A 15,986-nucleotide genomic window follows, 5' to 3' on the forward strand; every position below is an offset into this window, starting at 1 on the left:
GGGTGCGCATGTCCGTCCCGCCAGCGATACTTGCGGGCGACACAGGACCAGGGGGGAGGTCGCAGTGACACACCCGCCGACGACCGCCGCGGCGCCGCCGGGCCCCCGCACGTCCCCCGCCCCGGCTCCCCCGCGCCGCACGGCCTTCGCGGAGGGCGTCGACCGCCTGCGCGCGGCGGCCGTCACCGAACCCGGCCGGCTGCGCACCATCGGCGCCGTCCTCGCCCTCCTCGTCGTCGCGTTCGGCGCCGTCACCGCCTGGCAGACCACCGGCCGCGCGACCGCCGCCGACGACGTACTGACGAGCAGTCAGCCGCTCAGTTCGGACGCCGCCGACATCTACCGCTCCCTCGCCGACGCCAACACCAAGGCCACCAGCGGCTACCTGGCGGGCCCGAACGAGACGCGGCGGACCCGCGCCGCGTACGAGAAGGACATCCGCACGGCCGCCGCGAAACTCGTCACCGCCGCCGCCAACTCCGACCCCGGCTCCCCGGCCGCGACGACGATCGCGGAGCTGAACACGCTGCTGCCCCGCTACAAGGGCCTGGTGGAGGCGGCCCGCGCCAACAACCGGCAGGGCTTCCCGGTCGGCGGCGCCTACCTGCGCGAGGCCAACGACACGATGCAGCACCGGATGCTGCCCGCGGCCGAGGCCCTGTACGCCAAGGAGAACCAGCGCCTGCTCGCCGACTACGGCGACGCGACACCGTACCCGTGGGCCGCGATCGGCCTCGGCGTGCTCGCGCTCGGCGCGCTGGCGTGGGCGCAGCGCCGCCACTACCTGCGCACCCACCGCGTCCTCAACCCCGGCCTGGTCGCCGCCACGGCCGCCACCGCCGTGGTCCTGCTGTGGCTCGTGGCCGGCCACGGCGTCGCCCGCGCGGACCTGAAGCACTCCTACGACCGGGGCGTGCGCTCCCTCGCGGTGCTGTACGACGCCCGCGTCGCCTCCCTGAAGGCCCGCAGCGACGAGAACTTGACCCTGGTCAGCCGCGGCGCGGAGACCAAGCGGCTCACCGACGGCACCGCCGAGGACGCCTACGCCTGGGCCTGGGACCGGGAGATCGCCCGCCTGGGCGGCAAGCTGCGCCGCGCGTCCGTGCTCGCCGACGACGCCGCGGGCCGGCGGCCGGTGCACACGGCGGACAGTTCGATGCGGGAGTGGCGCTCCCGCCACGAGAAGGCGCGCGCGAAGAACGACGCGGGCGACTACCAGGGCGCCCGCGACCTGGTGGTCGGCACGGACGCGAAGACGTCGACGACCGTGTGCTTCGACAACGTCGACGCCTCCCTCGCCGCGGCGCTGGTGCACGAGACCGACCAGTTCCGCGCGGCCGCCCGCGACGGCCGGGACGCCCTGACCGGCCTGCCCGCCGGCTCCGTGGTGCTGGCGCTGCTCGGCACCGCGAGCGCCCTGCTGGGCATCGGGCGCAGGCTGTCGGAGTACCGGTGAACGGCGGGGACGGCCGGGGCACACCCGGAGAAGGGGTGGCCATGGGAGGGACGGCCATGGGAGGGACGGCCATGGGAGGGACGGCCATGGGAGGGGTGGCCATGGGAGGGAAGGCCGGGAAAGGGGGCGTGATGCTGTGGGCGCGACGGCTGCGGACCGGACTGCGGGGCTGGGGCGGAGTGGGCGCGATGGCTCTCGTGTGCGCCCTGGCGCTCGCGTTCGCGCTGCTGCTGCCGCTCCTCGGCTCCCGCGCGGACGGTTCCGCCGGCGGCCCGCCCGGGCAGAGCGGGCAGAGCGGACCGGGCGGGCAGAGCGAACAAGGCGGGCAGGGCTGGCCGGGCCCGGCCCGGGGCACGCAGGCCCGGGCCGGGCGGTGCGACCACCCGCAGGACCGGAGCCCGTCGCCGGCGGACACCGAGGGCGCCGCCATCAGGGCCATCAAGGCCCGCGGCTACCTCGTGGTGGGCGTCGACCAGAACAGCTACCGGTGGGGCTACCGCAACCCCAACGACGCCTCCGGCGAACTGGAGGGCTTCGACATCGACCTGGCCCACGCCATCGCGAAGGACCTCCTGCACGACGAGAAGCTGGTGCAGTTCCGGGCCATCCCCACCAACGAGCGCATCACCGCGGTCGAGGACGGCCGCGTCGACATGGTGGTGCGCACCATGACCATCACCTGCGAACGGCTCGAGAAGGTCGCGTTCTCCGCGCCGTACTTCCTCACCGGCCAGCAGGTGCTGGCCCCGAAGACCTCGCCCGTCCACGGCTACGGCCCGAGCCTCGCCGGCCGCAGGATCTGCTCCGCGGACGGCTCCACCGCGCACGACAGGCTCGTCCGGGACCGCAGGGAGCACCGGCTGCCGGCCACCGCCGACATCTCCACCGTCGTCCCCAACCAGCTGGACTGCCTGGTGCGGCTCCAGCTCGGCGAGGTCGACGCGGTGGTCACCGACGGCGCGCTGGCCGCCGGCCAGGCCGCGCAGGACCCGACGGTGGGGCTGAAGGGACGCCGCTTCACCACGGACTACTACGGCGTGGCGATGAACCGGAAGGCGACGGACCTGGTGCGCCGGGTCAACCTCATACTGGAGGACTACCGCAGGGACGGCGGGTGGAAGGCGTCGTACGACAAGTGGCTCGCGCCGACGCTGGGTAGGACGTCGGAGTCGGCCACTCCGCCCGCCGTCCGGTACCGGTGACGGTCCGTCACCCGGTGCGTGGCGGCACCCGGGTGCGGGCGGCCGGCACAGGACCGACGGAAGACCACAGCAGCGAGGGGTGATCGATGGGCGTCGCGGGACCCCCCGGGTCGGTGATGGACCGGGACGAGGTGGACCGTGCGCTGGCGCGGCTCGGCGCGGAGCACGAGGCGATCGAGACCTCTCTCCTCGCCCTGCAGGACCACGCGGGCCGCCGTCTGCTGGAGGGCGCCGAGCTGACCGGCGTCACCAAGGAGCGCTGGGCGGCCACTGAGGCGGCGATCGCGCTGCTGTGGGCGTACTTCGACGCCTACTCCGACACGCTGCGCACCGCCCGGGAGGTGCGCTCCCGCCGCCGCTGGTCCAGCCGCGAGGACCTGGCGGAGCTGACCGAGCTGCTGCGCGGCGAGTCCGTGACCGTCGCCGGCGGCGCCGCGGCAGCGGCCGGGGCGGGGGCGCCGGCCGGCCCGGCCGCCCGCCTCAGCGAACGCTTCACCCTCGCGGAGCTGGTGGAGCGGATGAACGAGCTGTACGCGTCGTCGCTGGACATGGTGGTCGCCGCCGACGCCGTGTGGTCGGCGCTGCCCGCCCGCGTCGACTTACTCGCCGCGGAACTGCAGCGCACCCGGCAGCTCGCGCACTCCGTGGGCGTGCGCCCCGGCGAGCACCCGGCCGGCGACGACCTGGAGCGCATCACGCGCGCGCTGACGCGGCTGCGCGAGCAGGTCGTCTCCGACCCGCTGGCCTTCTGGACCCCCGCCCGGGGCTCCTCCGCGCCGGGCGGCGGCCGGCCGGACACCACGGTCTACGACCGCGAGGCGCGGGCGCTGGAGGAGGTGCGCCGGGAGATCGACGCGGTGCTCGCCGTCCGCAAGGACGCCGAGCAGCGGATCGTGAAGCTGCGGGACGTGCTCTCGCGCGCCGACCGCACGCTGGCGGAGGCCCGCACCGCGCGCGGCGAGGTCCTGGCGAAGATCGCCGCGACGGAGGTGCCCGTGGTCAGCGGCCCGCCGACGGCGCTGCAGGAGCAGCTGACGCTGGCCGCCGAGTACCGCCGGCAGGGCCGGTGGCACCGCCTGTCCCCGCTGCTGGACCGGCTGGAGCAGCAGGCGGAGGACGAACTGAAGCGGGCGCGCGAGCAGTTGACGGCGGTCACCGCGCCGCTGGCGGTGCGCGCCGAGCTGCGCGGCCGGCTGGACGCGTATCGGGCGAAGGTGGCCCGGCACGGCCTGGCGGAGGACCCGCTGCTGATCGAGCGGTACGACGCGGCGCGCCGCATGCTGTGGAGCGCGCCCTGCGACCTGCGGGTGGCGGAGCAGGCCGTGCTGCGCTACCAGCGGGCCGCCGCCGAGCTGCTCGGCGACACCCGGCGGGCGGGCGACCAGGGGGAGGGATCATGAGTCAGGCACCGGGCGGAGCACCGGCCCAGGCACCGGGCGGGACATCGGGCGGGCCATCGGGCCGGGCGCCGGGGGAAGCACCGGGCCGCGGCCCCGCGGGCCGGGCGCCGCAGACCTGCCGGCGGCCCGGCTGCGGGGGCACGTACGAGGACGTCGGCGGCGGCCGGCTGTACTGCGACACCTGCGGGCTGGCCCCCTCCCCGGCCCCGGCGGCCTCCCCCGCGGCGGCCGCCTCCGGCGGCGGTTCGCAGCCCGGTGCCCGCGGCGGGAGCGCCTCCGGCCCGTCCTCGCAGTCGTCTCAGTCGTCTCAGTCGTCCCGGTCCTCTCGGTCGTCCCGGTCGTCGAGGTCCCGCCGGTCGGTCTCCGGCCGCCTGTCGCGCTCGGTGTCCGGCGGGTCCGGCGGGCGTTCGGTGTCCGTGCGCAGCTCCGGCTCCGCGGCCGGCCCGGCCGGCCGGGGCCGGCTCGGGGCGGGGCTGGTGGAGGTGCCGCCGATCCCGCGGCCCGACCCGCGCGCGATGGTGCTGGCCGACCCGGAGGTGCCCGAACGCAGACGGTTCTGCTCGCGTGCCGACTGCGGGGCGCCGGTGGGCCGTTCGCGCGGCGACCGGCCGGGCCGTACGGAGGGCTTCTGCACCACGTGCGGTCACCCGTACTCGTTCGTGCCGAAGCTGCGGCCCGGTGACGTGGTGCACGGCCAGTACGAGGTGGCCGGCTGCCTCGCGCACGGCGGGCAGGGCTGGATCTACCTCGCCGTCGACCGCGCGGTCTCCGACCGCTGGGTGGTGCTCAAGGGCCTGCTCGACACCGGCGACCAGGACGCGATGGCCGCCGCGATCTCCGAGCGGCGCTTCCTCGCGGAGATCGAGCACGCCACCATCGTGCGGATCTACAACTTCGTCGAGCACCTCGACCAGCGCACCGGCTCCCTCGACGGCTACATCGTCATGGAGTACGTCGGCGGCAAGTCCCTGAAGGAGATAGCCAACGCGCGCCGCACGCCCGACGGCCGGCGCGACCCGCTGCCGGTGGAGCAAGCCTGCGCCTACGGCATCGAGGCCCTCGACGCGCTCGGCCACCTGCACAGCCGCAACCTGCTGTACTGCGACTTCAAGGTCGACAACGCCCTCCAGACCGAGGACCAGCTCAAGCTGATCGACCTGGGCGCGGTGCGCCGCATGGACGACGACGAGTCCCCGGTCTACGGCACGGTCGGCTACCAGGCGCCCGAGGTCGCCGAGGCGGGCCCGTCGGTCGCGTCCGACCTGTACACGGTGGGCCGTACGCTGGCCGTGCTGACGTTCGACTTCCAGGGCTGCACCACGGTCCACGCCGCCTCGCTGCCCGACCCCGACGGCGTCGAGATCCTCCGCCGCTACGAGTCCTTCCACCGGCTGCTGGTGCGCGCCACCGACCCCGACCCGGCCCGCCGGTTCGCCTCCGCGCAGGAGATGCAGGAACAGCTCACCGGTGTGCTGCGGGAGGTCGTCTCCCTGCAGACGGGGCGGCCGCGGCCGGCGCTGTCGACGCTGTTCGGACCCGAGGTGCGGGTGACGGACACGGAGCTGTTCCCGCCGCTGGAGGGGGAGGTGTCGCGGCTGGGCGCGCGGGAGCGGCGCGCCCGGCGCCGCGCCCCCGCGCCGGGCGGTGCGGCGATTCCCCCGCCGGGGGCCGCCGCGGCGCCCGCGTCCGCGCGGTCCCGGCCGCTGGTGAAACCGGTCGACGCGGCCGCGGCGGCGCTCGCGCTGCCGGTGCCCCGGGTGGACCCCGCCGACCCCAACGCCGGGTTCCTGGCCGGCCTCGCGGCCCTCGCCCCGGCCGAGCTGCCGGGCGCGCTCGCGACGGTCCCGGCCCCGTCGACGGAGACCCGGCTGCGCGAGGTGCGCGCCCGCCTGGAGAACGGGGAGGCGTCCGCCGCGCTGGAGACGCTGCGCGCGCTTCAGTCGGCGGCGCCCGACGACTGGCGGGTCGTGTGGTACCGGGGCGTGGCCGCGCTGGTGACGGGCGATCACGAGGAGGCCGCCGTGTCCTTCGACGCGGTCTACGACGCCTTCCCCGGCGAGATCGCGCCCAAGCTGGCGCTCGGCCTGTGCGCGGAGGTGCTGGGCCGGCCGGACAACGCCGCCGAGTACTACCGCCTGGTGTGGTCCACCGACCCCAGTCACGTCGGCGCCGCCTTCGGCCTGGCCCGCGTCCGGCTCGCCGCCGGCGACCGGCGGGCGGCCGTGCGCACGCTGGAGTCCGTGCCGGAGTCCTCCATCCACTACACCGCCGCCCGCGTGGCGGCGGTGCGCTCCCGGCTGCGTCAACGCACCGCCGCCGCCTGCGACCCGCCGTTCCTGGACGACCTGACCGCCGCGGCCGCGCAGGTCGAGGCCCTGGACGCGTACGGTCTGGACCCGGCGCGGCGCTGGCGGCTGGCGGCGGAGGTGCTCGGCGCGGCGCTGGACTGGGTACTCTCCGGGGGCCGGGCCGCGCCGGACGGGTCGTCGCCGCCCGCCCGCCGGACACTGCTCGGCAGCGACCTGGACGAGCGGGGGCTGCGCTTCGCTCTGGAGCGCTCGTACCGCACGCTGGCCCGGCTCGCGCCCGGCGGCGAGGAGAGGATCGACCTGGTGGAACGTGCCAACCGTTACCGCCCCCGGACGTGGGTGTAGTTGATGTCGCAGATGCCCCAGCAGGCCGCCCTGTCGAGGTGCCCGAGCTGCGCGGAGCCGCTCGAGTCGGGTGACCGTTTCTGCGGCGCGTGCGGATACGACCTGTCCGCCGCGCCCGCACCGCCGCAGGACACCCCGACGCTCACCATGCACCACCCCGTGCCCGGCACCGGCGGCACGGCACCGCACCCGCCCGCGCCGGGCGGCCCCGCGGGTGCGGGCGGTGCCGCGGGCCCCGTCAGCTCCGCCGGACCCGCGGGCGCCGCCGGACAGGTGTGGCCGGCGGCGCCGCAGACGGACGGCTCGGGGGGCCGGCCCCCGGTGCACCTGCCGGCGGACCTGCCGCGCACGGACTTCGGCGACGGCTCTCCTCCCCCGCCGGACGCGCCGCGTCCCCCGGCGCCCGACGCACCGGCGGGTGACGCATCGGCAGGTGGCGTACCGATGAATGGCGCACCGGTGGACGGCGCACCGATGAATGGCGCACCGGCCCCCGACGGCCGGCCCGCCGGGCCGCACCCCGCCGGGCCGGCGACGGACGCCTCCGGCGTGCGGTTCGACCGGCCGCCGGAGCCGGAGGAGTACCCGCTCGCGCCGCCGGACCCGCGCGTGGCCGCCGACCTCGCGGCCTGGGCCGGGGGCGCGCCCGGCGACGCGGCACAGGTGTGCGTGGCGTGCCGCGTGGGCCGGGTGGACGGGGACGGCTACTGCGAGCACTGCGGGCACGCCCAGCCGCGCGAGCGTGACCACCTGGAGCAGGAGTCCGGCCCGGTCGCCGCGGTCAGCGACCGGGGCCTGCGCCACCACCGCAACGAGGACGCGTTCGCCGTCGGCCACAGCGCGCTGCCCGACGGCAGCGCCGCCGCCGTCGCCGTCGTCTGCGACGGGGTCTCCTCGGCGACCCGCCCCGACGACGCCTCGCTCGCCGCCTCCCGCGCGGCCCTGGAGTCGCTGCTGGCCGCCCTGCCCCGGGGCACGCATCCGCAGCAGGCCCTGCACGAGGCGATCGTCGCCGCCGCGCACGCCGTCAACTCCCTCGCCGACGAGCCCGCCACGGCCCGCGAGCACGCCCCGCACCAGAACGCGCCGGCCTGCACCCTGGTCGCCGCGGTCGTCACCCCGAGCCTGCTGGTGGTGGGCTGGGTCGGCGACAGCCGCGCCTACTGGGTGCCCGCCGACCGCACCGCGCCGCCGGCCCGGCTCACCGAGGACGACTCCTGGGCCGCGCAGATGGTCGCCGCCGGGCTGATGAACGAGGCCGAGGCCTACGCCGACGAGCGCGCCCACGCCATCACCGGCTGGCTCGGCGCCGACGCCTACGAGCTGGAGCCGCACACCGCCGCCTACAAGCCGGACCGGCCGGGCGTGGTGGTGGTGTGCACCGACGGGCTGTGGAACTACGCGGAGGCGGCCGAGGAGATGGCCGAGGCCGTGCCGCCCGACGCCGCCGTGCGGCCCCTGCACGCCGCCCGGGTGCTGGTCGGCCACGCCCTGGACGGCGGCGGCCACGACAACGTAACAGTGGCCGTCCTGCCGTTCCCCGCTCCGCCGCCGGGGGCAGGATCCGCCTGAGGACGGGTGCGGGGCGTATCACGGGGCGCGCCGGAGCATCACCCTCACGGGGAAGCACCACGGGGAAGCGGCGCCGGACCGGAGGGGACCGGTCCGGCGCACCGACATCGCCCCTGGCACGGCGCGGGGGGCACGAGGGGGATCCGAAGGCATGGCCAATTTCTCGAAGTCGAACGTGCCGCAGTTCTCGGTGGACGTGTACCAGAACGAGTTCCTGCCGGAGGGCGGCCGCACAGTCGACGCCATCGTCACGGTGACCGCGACCGGCGGCGGCACGACCGGGAGCGCGGTCACCACGCCCCGCCTCCACGCGCCCGGCCGGGCCCCCTCCGCCGCCGTGGTGATCATGGTCGACTGCTCGGGTTCGATGGACTACCCGCCGGCGAAGATGCGCCACGCGCGCGAGGCCACGGCCGCCGCAATCGACGTGCTGCGCGACGGCGTGCGGTTCGCGGTGGTCGCCGGCACCCACCAGGCGCAGGAGGTCTACCCGGGCAACGGGCGGCTGGCCGTCGCCGGCCCCGTCACCCGGGACCAGGCCAAGCAGGCGCTGCGCCGGCTGGGCGCGGGCGGCGGCACCGCCATCGGCACCTGGCTGCGGCTCGCCGACCGCCTGCTGTCCTCGTCGGACGCGGACATCCGGCACGGCATCCTGCTCACCGACGGCCGCAACGAGCACGAGTCGCCCGAGGACCTGCGGGCCACCCTGGAGACCTGCGCGGGGCGGTTCACCTGTGATGCGCGCGGCGTGGGCACCGACTGGGAGGTGAAAGAGGTCACAGGGATCGCCTCCGCCCTGCTCGGCACCGCCGACATCGTCGCCGACCCGGCCGGCCTGGCCGCCGACTTCACCCGGATGATGGAGACGGCGATGGGCAAGGAAGTCGCAGACGTCTCCCTGCGGCTGTGGACCCCGGTCGGCGCGACCGTCCGGTTCGTCAAGCAGGTCGCGCCCGCCGTCGAGGACCTCACCGGCCGGCGCACCGAGGCGGGCCCCCGCTTCGGGGACTACCCCACCGGTTCCTGGGGCGACGAGTCCCGCGACTACCACGTCCGCATCGAGGTGCCGCCCGCCTCCGTCGGCCTGGACATGCTCGCCGCCCGCGTCCGTCTGGTCGTTCCGCAGCCTGACGGCGGCGTCCGGGACCTGGGCGCGCAGGGCCTGATCAAGGCCGTGGGGACGGACGACGTGGCCGCCTCCACCGCGATCAACCCCCAGGTCGCCCACTACACGGGCCAGGCGGAACTCGCCCAGGTCGTACAGCAAGGGCTCGATCTTCGCAAAGCGGGAGACATCGACGGAGCGACGGCCAAACTGGGCCGGGCCGTCCAGCTCGCCCACGCCTCCGGGCACGCGGACACTGCGAAACTCCTTGCGAAGGTGGTGGACGTCGTGGACGCCGCGGCAGGTACTGTGCGACTGAAAGCGAAGGTCGAGGAGGCCGACGAGATGACACTCGAGACTCGGTCGACCAAGACTGTTCGTGTAAAGAAGTGACGTGGCAACCGCCAGGGAATGAGCGAGCCTGACCCCCTTGGGGTTGGAGAAATCCGGTCGGAAGGACCGGAAAGGAGAGGGGGAAGCGCCGACATGCCGACCTGCCCGAACGGACACCAGTCGGGTTCCGACGACTGGTGCGAGGTCTGCGGTCACCGCATGGCCGGTGCCGTGCCTCCGCCTCCGCCGCCTCCGGCCGGCGGATACGGCTTCCCGCCCGCGCCGGGCGCGGGCGGCGGATACGGCGGCGGTCCCGGCACCCAGGCCGGCGGCCCGCCCGACGGCCGGCCGGGTGGCCGCCCGCACCCGTCCGCCGCGCCGGACCCGGAGCCGGAACTGTGCCCGCAGTGCCGCACCCCGCGCGAGGGCGGTGCCCCGTTCTGCGAGGAGTGCCGCTGGAACTTCCTGACCAACACGGCCACCTCGTACACCCCGGCCGCCCCGCCGCCGGCCCCCGGCCCGCGCTTCCCGCAGCCGCCCGGCCCGTCCTACGGCGGCGCCGAGGCGTACGAGTACCGGGGTTCGCGCCCGTCGCAGGTGAACCGGCCCGCCGAGCCCATACCGCCGAGCCCGCCCTACGGCGACGGGCCCGCCGGGCCCACGGGCTCCTCCGGCTTCGGCGGGGAGGGTCCCTCCTCCGGCTTCGGCGGGGAGGGTCCGCGCCCGTTCTCGCCGCCGCCCGGCCCGAACGCCCCGTCCTCCGGCTCCGGCCCATTCGGCCCCGGCAGCGCCGGTGGTCCGGGCGGGCCCGGCGCGCCCGGTGGGCAGGGAGGTCCCGGTGGGCAGGGAGGCCCGGGCGGTCCCGGGGGCGCCGCGCAGGCCTACCAGCGCTCCGGCCCGCCGGCGCCGCCCGCGTTCCCGCAGGAGACCGACCGCCCGCAGCCCGGCGGCGGGTCCTCCTACGGCGGTGATGACGACTGGGTGCTCTCCCCGCCGTCGGCTCCCGGCCCGGCCTCCCCGCATCCCGCGGGCCCCGGCGGCCACGCGGGACCGGGCGGGCCCGGCGGACCGGGCGGGCCGGGAGGTCCCGGCGGGGGCTACGGCTACCCGCAGCCCGGCACCGGCCACGCCCCGCCGCCGCCCGGCCCCGCGCAGCCGCAGCAGCCGGCCGTGTGGACCGCCACCATCGCGCCGGACCGCGAGTACTTCCTGTCGATGATGCAGCGCTCCGGCCCCGAGGCGGCGGGCCTGAACCTGCCCGCGTACTCGCCCGAGCAGCAGCGCACCCTCACCGGCAACCAGGTCACCATCGGCCGCCGCCGTCACTCCACCGGTGACACCCCCGACATCGACCTGTCGGTGCCGCCGGAGGACCCGGGCGTCTCCCACCAGCACGCAGTGCTGGTGCAGCAGCCCGACGGAAGCTGGGCCGTCGTCGACCAGAACTCGACCAACGGCACCACCGTCAACGGCTCCGAGGAGCCCATCCAGCCCTTCGTGCCGGTCCCGCTGCAGGACGGCGACCGGGTCCACGTGGGCGCCTGGACGACGATCACCATCCGCCGCCGGCCGCCGCAGTAGCGCCTCGGCGGGCCGTACGCCCGGTCCCTACTCCGGCAGGGGCCAGGCGTACGGCCCCTCGGGGTCGTCCAGCCAGGCCCACTCCCGCTCGCCGCGCACCGCGACCCCGTACCGCTCGCGGACCGGCTGCCCCTCCCGCTCCCACAGGTCGTACGCCTCCCGCGGGCCGAGGCGGCCGCGGGTGAGGGCCAGCAGGAAGCGGAACAGTTCGCTCTCCCGGGCCCGGGGCGGCAGCCCGCCCAGGTCCGGCACCGCCGGCTCCGGGCCGCGCGGTACGCCGCGCAGGGGCACGAAGTAGGCGGGCGTGGGCAGGAAGCGGCCCTCGGCGTGGTCCGCGTCGCGGACGGCCAGCAGGACCAGGCCGGTGGCGAGCGGGGTGAGGACGCGCCCACCCGGGCGGCACTGGGCGAGCCAGGGGCGCGGGATCGACGGCAGCGCACAGGTGGCGACGATCCGGTCGTAGGGGGCGTGCTCGGGCACGCCGCGGGCGCCGTCGCCGGTGACGACGCGCGGGCGGTACCCGGCGGCCGCCAGGTGCCGGCGGGCCGACTCGGTGATCTCCGGGTCCAGGTCGACGGTGGTGACGTGGTCGTCGCCGAGCCGGTGGGCGAGCAGCGCCGCGTGGTAGCCGGTGCCGGTGCCGATCTCCAGGACGCGATGGCCGTCCGCCACCTCCAGCGCGGCCAGCATCACCGCCATGAGGGAGGGCTGGCTGCTGGAGGACACCAGCTCGCCGTCGCGCAGCCGGGTGGCCAGCGGAGCGTCGGCGTACGCCCCGCGCACCCACTCCTCGCGCGCCCCGGGGTCGGGGCTCTCGCCCCACAGCCGCCGGTAGCCGCCCTTCCCGGCGACGTAGTAGTACGGCACGAACAGGTGCCGCGGCACCGCCTCGAACGCCTCCCGCCAGCGCGCGTCGCCCCGCCACACCCCGCTGCGCCCGAGCTGCCGCACCAGCTCCGCCCGCGCCGCGGCGGCGATGTCGTCGAGGTCCGCGCCCATGTCTCCACTGTGCGGCGCCCGGCGGCGCGAAGCGAGCACCGGGCGGCGGTCCTACGCCCGGAGTCCTCCGCCGGGCCGTCTGAGACCATGGACGGGTGAAAGAGATTCGGCGCGGCACGCTTCAGGAGCAGACCTTCTACGAGCAGGTCGGCGGCGAGGAGACCTTCCGCCGGCTCGTCCACCGCTTCTACCAGGGGGTCGCCGAGGACCCGCTCCTGCGGCCCATGTACCCGGAGGAGGACCTCGGTCCGGCCGAGGAGCGTCTGCGGCTGTTCCTGATCCAGTACTGGGGCGGCCCCACCACCTACAGCGAACGGCGCGGCCACCCCCGCCTGCGGATGCGGCACGCCCCCTTCGCCGTCGACCGGGCCGCCCACGACGCCTGGCTGAAGCACATGCGGGTCGCCGTGGAAGAACTCGGCCTGCCCGAGGAACACGAGCGGACGCTGTGGAACTACCTGACGTACGCGGCCGCCTCGATGGTGAACACCCCCGGCTGACACCCCGCCGGCGCCGCGGACCGCAAGGGTGGTCAGGGTGCCGGGAGGGCGGGAGGGGCTGGCGGCCGGTGCGCCGGGAAGGCGGACGGGCGGTCAGTGCGCCGGGGAGACGGACGAGCGGTCAGTGCGCGGCCCGGCGGACGCTGACGTCCAGGGCGGGCATGCCCGAGCGGCGCACGGCGACCGATCCGTAGGGGGTGCGCAGCCGCAGCCACGGCCCGGACGACAGCAGCGCGGGCTCGTCGTCGCCGCAAGCGGCCGGGGGCCTGAGGAAACCCAGCGCCTGGGCCGCGTGCACGGCCCGCACGGGCAGCGGGGTGTCGCCGACCGTCCGGGACCAGATCTCCCGCCCCAGGCGGTCGAGTTCGCCCCGGGTGCGCCGCTCGGGCGGCAGTTCCCCGGTGCGGGAGCGGAACTCGGCGACCGCGGCGGCGACCGTCGCGCACAGCGCCTGGGCCGTCGGCAGCCCCGGCTCCGGCCGCCAGCCGCCGCGCGGCGGCAGCACGCCCGCCCACGGCGGCCCGGTGACCGCGGCCGGGATCCCGGCGGTGGCCGCGGACTCGTCCACGGCCTCCAGCAGTTCACCGGCGGAGACGGTGACGTCCAGGGTGACGTCGAGCCCGTTCTCGTACGGCTTGGCCAGCCGCACCGGGCGAATCGCCAGGACCTCGAAGGAGGGCGGGCGGCCGAACACGGCGAGCGCCGTGCCGACCGCCTGCAGGCGCACTGCCGCTCCGCGGTCGTAGTGGAGCAGCCGGGAGAGGAAGGCGGCGAGGTCGGCCGCCTCCCGCTCGTCGGCGAGGTGCAGGACGGTCATGCGGCGACGGCCCCGCCCTCGCCGTGGGCCGCGTCGTCCTGGAACTTCTCCAGGAACTCCCGCTCGTCGGGCGTGAGTCGGCGCGGCCGCTGGGCGTCGAAGTCGAACGGCACGATCACCGTCGAGGCCCGGGCGTAGACCGTCTCGCCGTCCTTCACCTCGTAGGCGAGGGTGAAGGAGGCCGCCCTGATCTCGGTGACCCACAGCTCCACGTCCACCGGCTCGTGCCGGTGGACGAGCTGCCGCTTGTAGTCGATCTCGTGACGGGCCACCACCGAGCCCCGCTGGAACTGCTGGTCCGGCCGGAACAGGAAGTCGATGCGCGCCTCCTCCAGGTAGCGGAGGAAGACCACGTTGTTGACGTGGCCGTACACGTCCATGTCCGACCAGCGCAGCGGGCAGCGGTAGAGGTGGCGCAAGATCAGCCCCGAGTGAGCTTGCGGTAGGTGGCGCGGTGCGGACGCGCCGCGTCCGGGCCGAGCCGCTCGATCTTGTTCTTCTCGTACGCCTCGAAGTTGCCCTCGAACCAGAACCACTTGGAGTTGCCCTCGTAGGCGAGGATGTGCGTGGCCACGCGGTCGAGGAACCACCGGTCGTGCGAGACGACCACGGCGCACCCGGGGAACTCCAGCAGGGCGTTCTCCAGGGACGACAGGGTCTCCACGTCCAGGTCGTTGGTCGGCTCGTCCAGGAGCAGCAGGTTGCCGCCCTGCTTGAGGGTGAGCGCGAGGTTGAGGCGGTTGCGCTCGCCGCCGGAGAGCACCCCGGCCGGCTTCTGCTGGTCCGGGCCCTTGAAGCCGAACGCCGAGACGTAGGCGCGCGAAGGCATCTCCACCTGGCCGACGTTGATGTAGTCGAGCCCGTCGGAGACGACCTCCCACAGGGTCTTCTTCGGGTCGATGTTCTCGCGGGCCTGGTCGACGTAGGAGATCTTGACGGTGTCGCCGACCTTGATCGTGCCGGAGTCGGGCTGCTCGAGGCCCTGGATCATCTTGAACAGGGTGGTCTTGCCGGCGCCGTTGGGGCCGATGACACCGACGATGCCGTTGCGCGGGAGGCTGAAGCTGAGGTCGTCGACGAGGACCTTGTCGCCGAAGGCCTTGTGGAGGTGCTCCACCTCGACCACCACGTTGCCCAGGCGCGGGCCCGGCGGGATCTGGATCTCCTCGAAGTCCAGCTTCCGCATCTTCTCGGCCTCGGCGGCCATCTCCTCGTAGCGCTGCAGACGCGCCTTGGACTTCGCCTGACGGCCCTTGGCGTTGGAGCGGACCCACTCCAGCTCTTCCTTCAGGCGCTTCTGCCGCTTGGCGTCCTTCTGGCCCTCGACCTTGAGGCGGGCGGCCTTGGTCTCCAGGTAGGTGGAGTAGTTGCCCTCGTAGGGGTAGGCGCGGCCGCGGTCCAGTTCGAGGATCCACTCGGCGACGTTGTCCAGGAAGTACCGGTCGTGGGTGATGGCCACGACGGTGCCCTGGTACTTGGCTAGGTGCTGCTCCAGCCACTGCACGGACTCGGCGTCCAGGTGGTTGGTGGGCTCGTCCAGCAGCAGCAGGTCGGGCTGCTGCAGCAGCAGCTTGCACAGGGCGACGCGGCGGCGCTCACCGCCGGAGAGGTTGGTGACGGGCCAGTCGCCGGGCGGGCAGCCCAGGGCGTCCATGGCCTGCTCCAGCTGGGAGTCGAGGTCCCACGCCTGGGCGTGGTCCAGCTCCTCCTGGAGCTTGCCCATCTCCTCCATCAGCTCGTCGGTGTACTCGGTCGCCATCTGCTCGGCGATCTCGTTGAACCGGTCGAGCTTGCCCTTGATCTCGGCGACACCCTCCTGGACGTTCTCCAGGACGGTCTTCTCCTCGTTCAGCGGGGGCTCCTGCAGCAGGATGCCGACGCTGTAGCCGGGGGAGAGGAAGGCGTCGCCGTTGGACGGCTGCTCGAGACCGGCCATGATCTTCAGGACGGTCGACTTACCGGCACCGTTCGGGCCGACGACGCCGATCTTGGCACCCGGGAGGAAGTTCAGGGTGACGTCGTCGAGGATCACCTTGTCGCCGTGCGCCTTGCGCGCCTTGCGCATGGTGTAAATGAACTCAGCCAAGAGAAACCGTCCGGCAGCTTGAAATCTGGCAGTGGGCAGACACACCCATCTTGCCGTATCGCCGGGCACCGGGGGAAACCGCCTGATGAGGGCCTGTCCGCGGGGTGTGCAGCGGCCCCAGGCGCCGGACGGGGCGCACCGGAGCCGCGGTACGGGGAGTCGCCGGCCGGCCACTCGCTGTTGAGTTGACAAGGTGCGCCGAGCCGGCGAGGTGCCGCCGTCCCGGCCGGCCCGGTCCCGTGGGTTCGGCCCCGGTCGGCCCGGTCCCGTGGGTTCGGCCC

General features: G+C 75.3%; 12 protein-coding genes. 8 read left to right on the forward strand and 4 right to left on the reverse strand.

The window, feature by feature from the left end; genetic code table 11:
* Positions 1-64: 64 nt before the first annotated feature.
* The 7 genes from IE225_RS07225 (at position 65) to IE225_RS07255 (ending at position 11,303) form a co-directional block, all read left to right on the forward strand.
* A complete protein-coding gene (locus IE225_RS07225; protein WP_190056520.1) occupies positions 65-1,456 on the forward strand; it encodes a GlnX family signal transduction membrane protein in 1,392 nt (463 codons plus the stop codon).
* Positions 1,457-1,587: 131 nt separating this feature from the next.
* Positions 1,588-2,658, forward strand: coding sequence for a glutamate ABC transporter substrate-binding protein (locus IE225_RS07230; protein WP_229879305.1), 1,071 nt, complete (start codon positions 1,588-1,590; stop codon positions 2,656-2,658).
* A gap of 86 nt (positions 2,659-2,744) precedes the next feature.
* Positions 2,745-4,058 (forward strand): hypothetical protein, encoded by a 1,314-nt coding sequence (locus IE225_RS07235; RefSeq protein WP_190056522.1) that lies wholly within the window; start codon positions 2,745-2,747, stop codon positions 4,056-4,058.
* Positions 4,055-6,712: a serine/threonine-protein kinase gene (locus IE225_RS07240; RefSeq protein WP_190056523.1), complete on the forward strand. Its 2,658-nt coding sequence runs from the start codon at positions 4,055-4,057 to the stop codon at positions 6,710-6,712. Before IE225_RS07235 ends, IE225_RS07240 begins: the two co-directional genes overlap by 4 nt.
* Before the next feature lie 3 nt (positions 6,713-6,715).
* Positions 6,716-8,284 (forward strand): PP2C family protein-serine/threonine phosphatase, encoded by a 1,569-nt coding sequence (locus IE225_RS07245; RefSeq protein WP_190056524.1) that lies wholly within the window; start codon positions 6,716-6,718, stop codon positions 8,282-8,284.
* Positions 8,285-8,435: 151 nt separating this feature from the next.
* Positions 8,436-9,782, forward strand: a complete 1,347-nt coding sequence (locus IE225_RS07250) for a vWA domain-containing protein (RefSeq protein WP_190056525.1) — start codon at positions 8,436-8,438, stop codon at positions 9,780-9,782.
* 93 nt (positions 9,783-9,875) lie between these two features.
* A complete protein-coding gene (locus tag IE225_RS07255; RefSeq protein ID WP_190056526.1) occupies positions 9,876-11,303 on the forward strand; it encodes an FHA domain-containing protein in 1,428 nt (475 codons plus the stop codon).
* Between the two features lie 27 nt (positions 11,304-11,330).
* Here IE225_RS07255 and IE225_RS07260 read toward each other — a convergent pair whose 3' ends face one another.
* Positions 11,331-12,302: a methyltransferase domain-containing protein gene (locus tag IE225_RS07260; protein ID WP_190056527.1), complete on the reverse strand. Its 972-nt coding sequence runs from the start codon at positions 12,300-12,302 to the stop codon at positions 11,331-11,333.
* A gap of 95 nt (positions 12,303-12,397) precedes the next feature.
* On the opposite strand from IE225_RS07260, the gene IE225_RS07265 reads away from it, so the two are divergent.
* Complete coding sequence (locus IE225_RS07265) at positions 12,398-12,802, forward strand: globin (protein WP_190056528.1); 405 nt, start codon at positions 12,398-12,400, stop codon at positions 12,800-12,802.
* 121 nt (positions 12,803-12,923) lie between these two features.
* Here IE225_RS07265 and IE225_RS07270 read toward each other — a convergent pair whose 3' ends face one another.
* From IE225_RS07270 to ettA, 3 genes are read right to left on the reverse strand one after another with little or no spacing between them, the layout of a single operon-like run.
* Entirely contained in the window at positions 12,924-13,619 is a 696-nt protein-coding gene (locus IE225_RS07270) for a DUF8185 domain-containing protein (protein ID WP_190056529.1), read from the reverse strand.
* A complete protein-coding gene (locus IE225_RS07275; protein ID WP_190056530.1) occupies positions 13,616-14,038 on the reverse strand; it encodes an acyl-CoA thioesterase in 423 nt (140 codons plus the stop codon). Before IE225_RS07275 ends, IE225_RS07270 begins: the two co-directional genes overlap by 4 nt.
* Positions 14,039-14,040: 2 nt before the next feature.
* Positions 14,041-15,705 (reverse strand): energy-dependent translational throttle protein EttA, encoded by a 1,665-nt coding sequence (ettA, locus tag IE225_RS07280; protein ID WP_190056531.1) that lies wholly within the window; start codon positions 15,703-15,705, stop codon positions 14,041-14,043.
* Positions 15,706-15,986: the final 281 nt, after the last annotated feature.

The organism is Streptomyces echinoruber, assembly GCF_014651135.1.
Classification (GTDB): Bacteria; Actinomycetota; Actinomycetes; order Streptomycetales; family Streptomycetaceae; genus Streptomyces; species Streptomyces echinoruber.

Coding starts and splice junctions, on each gene's coding strand:
- IE225_RS07230 (WP_229879305.1), top strand. CDS start 1,588: ATGCTGTGGGCGCGACGGCTGCGGACCGGACTGCGGGGCTGGGGCGGA.
- IE225_RS07235 (WP_190056522.1), top strand. CDS start 2,745: ATGGGCGTCGCGGGACCCCCCGGGTCGGTGATGGACCGGGACGAGGTG.
- IE225_RS07240 (WP_190056523.1), top strand. CDS start 4,055: ATGAGTCAGGCACCGGGCGGAGCACCGGCCCAGGCACCGGGCGGGACA.
- IE225_RS07245 (WP_190056524.1), top strand. CDS start 6,716: ATGTCGCAGATGCCCCAGCAGGCCGCCCTGTCGAGGTGCCCGAGCTGC.
- IE225_RS07250 (WP_190056525.1), top strand. CDS start 8,436: ATGGCCAATTTCTCGAAGTCGAACGTGCCGCAGTTCTCGGTGGACGTG.
- IE225_RS07255 (WP_190056526.1), top strand. CDS start 9,876: ATGCCGACCTGCCCGAACGGACACCAGTCGGGTTCCGACGACTGGTGC.
- IE225_RS07260 (WP_190056527.1), bottom strand. CDS start 12,302: ATGGGCGCGGACCTCGACGACATCGCCGCCGCGGCGCGGGCGGAGCTG.
- IE225_RS07270 (WP_190056529.1), bottom strand. CDS start 13,619: ATGACCGTCCTGCACCTCGCCGACGAGCGGGAGGCGGCCGACCTCGCC.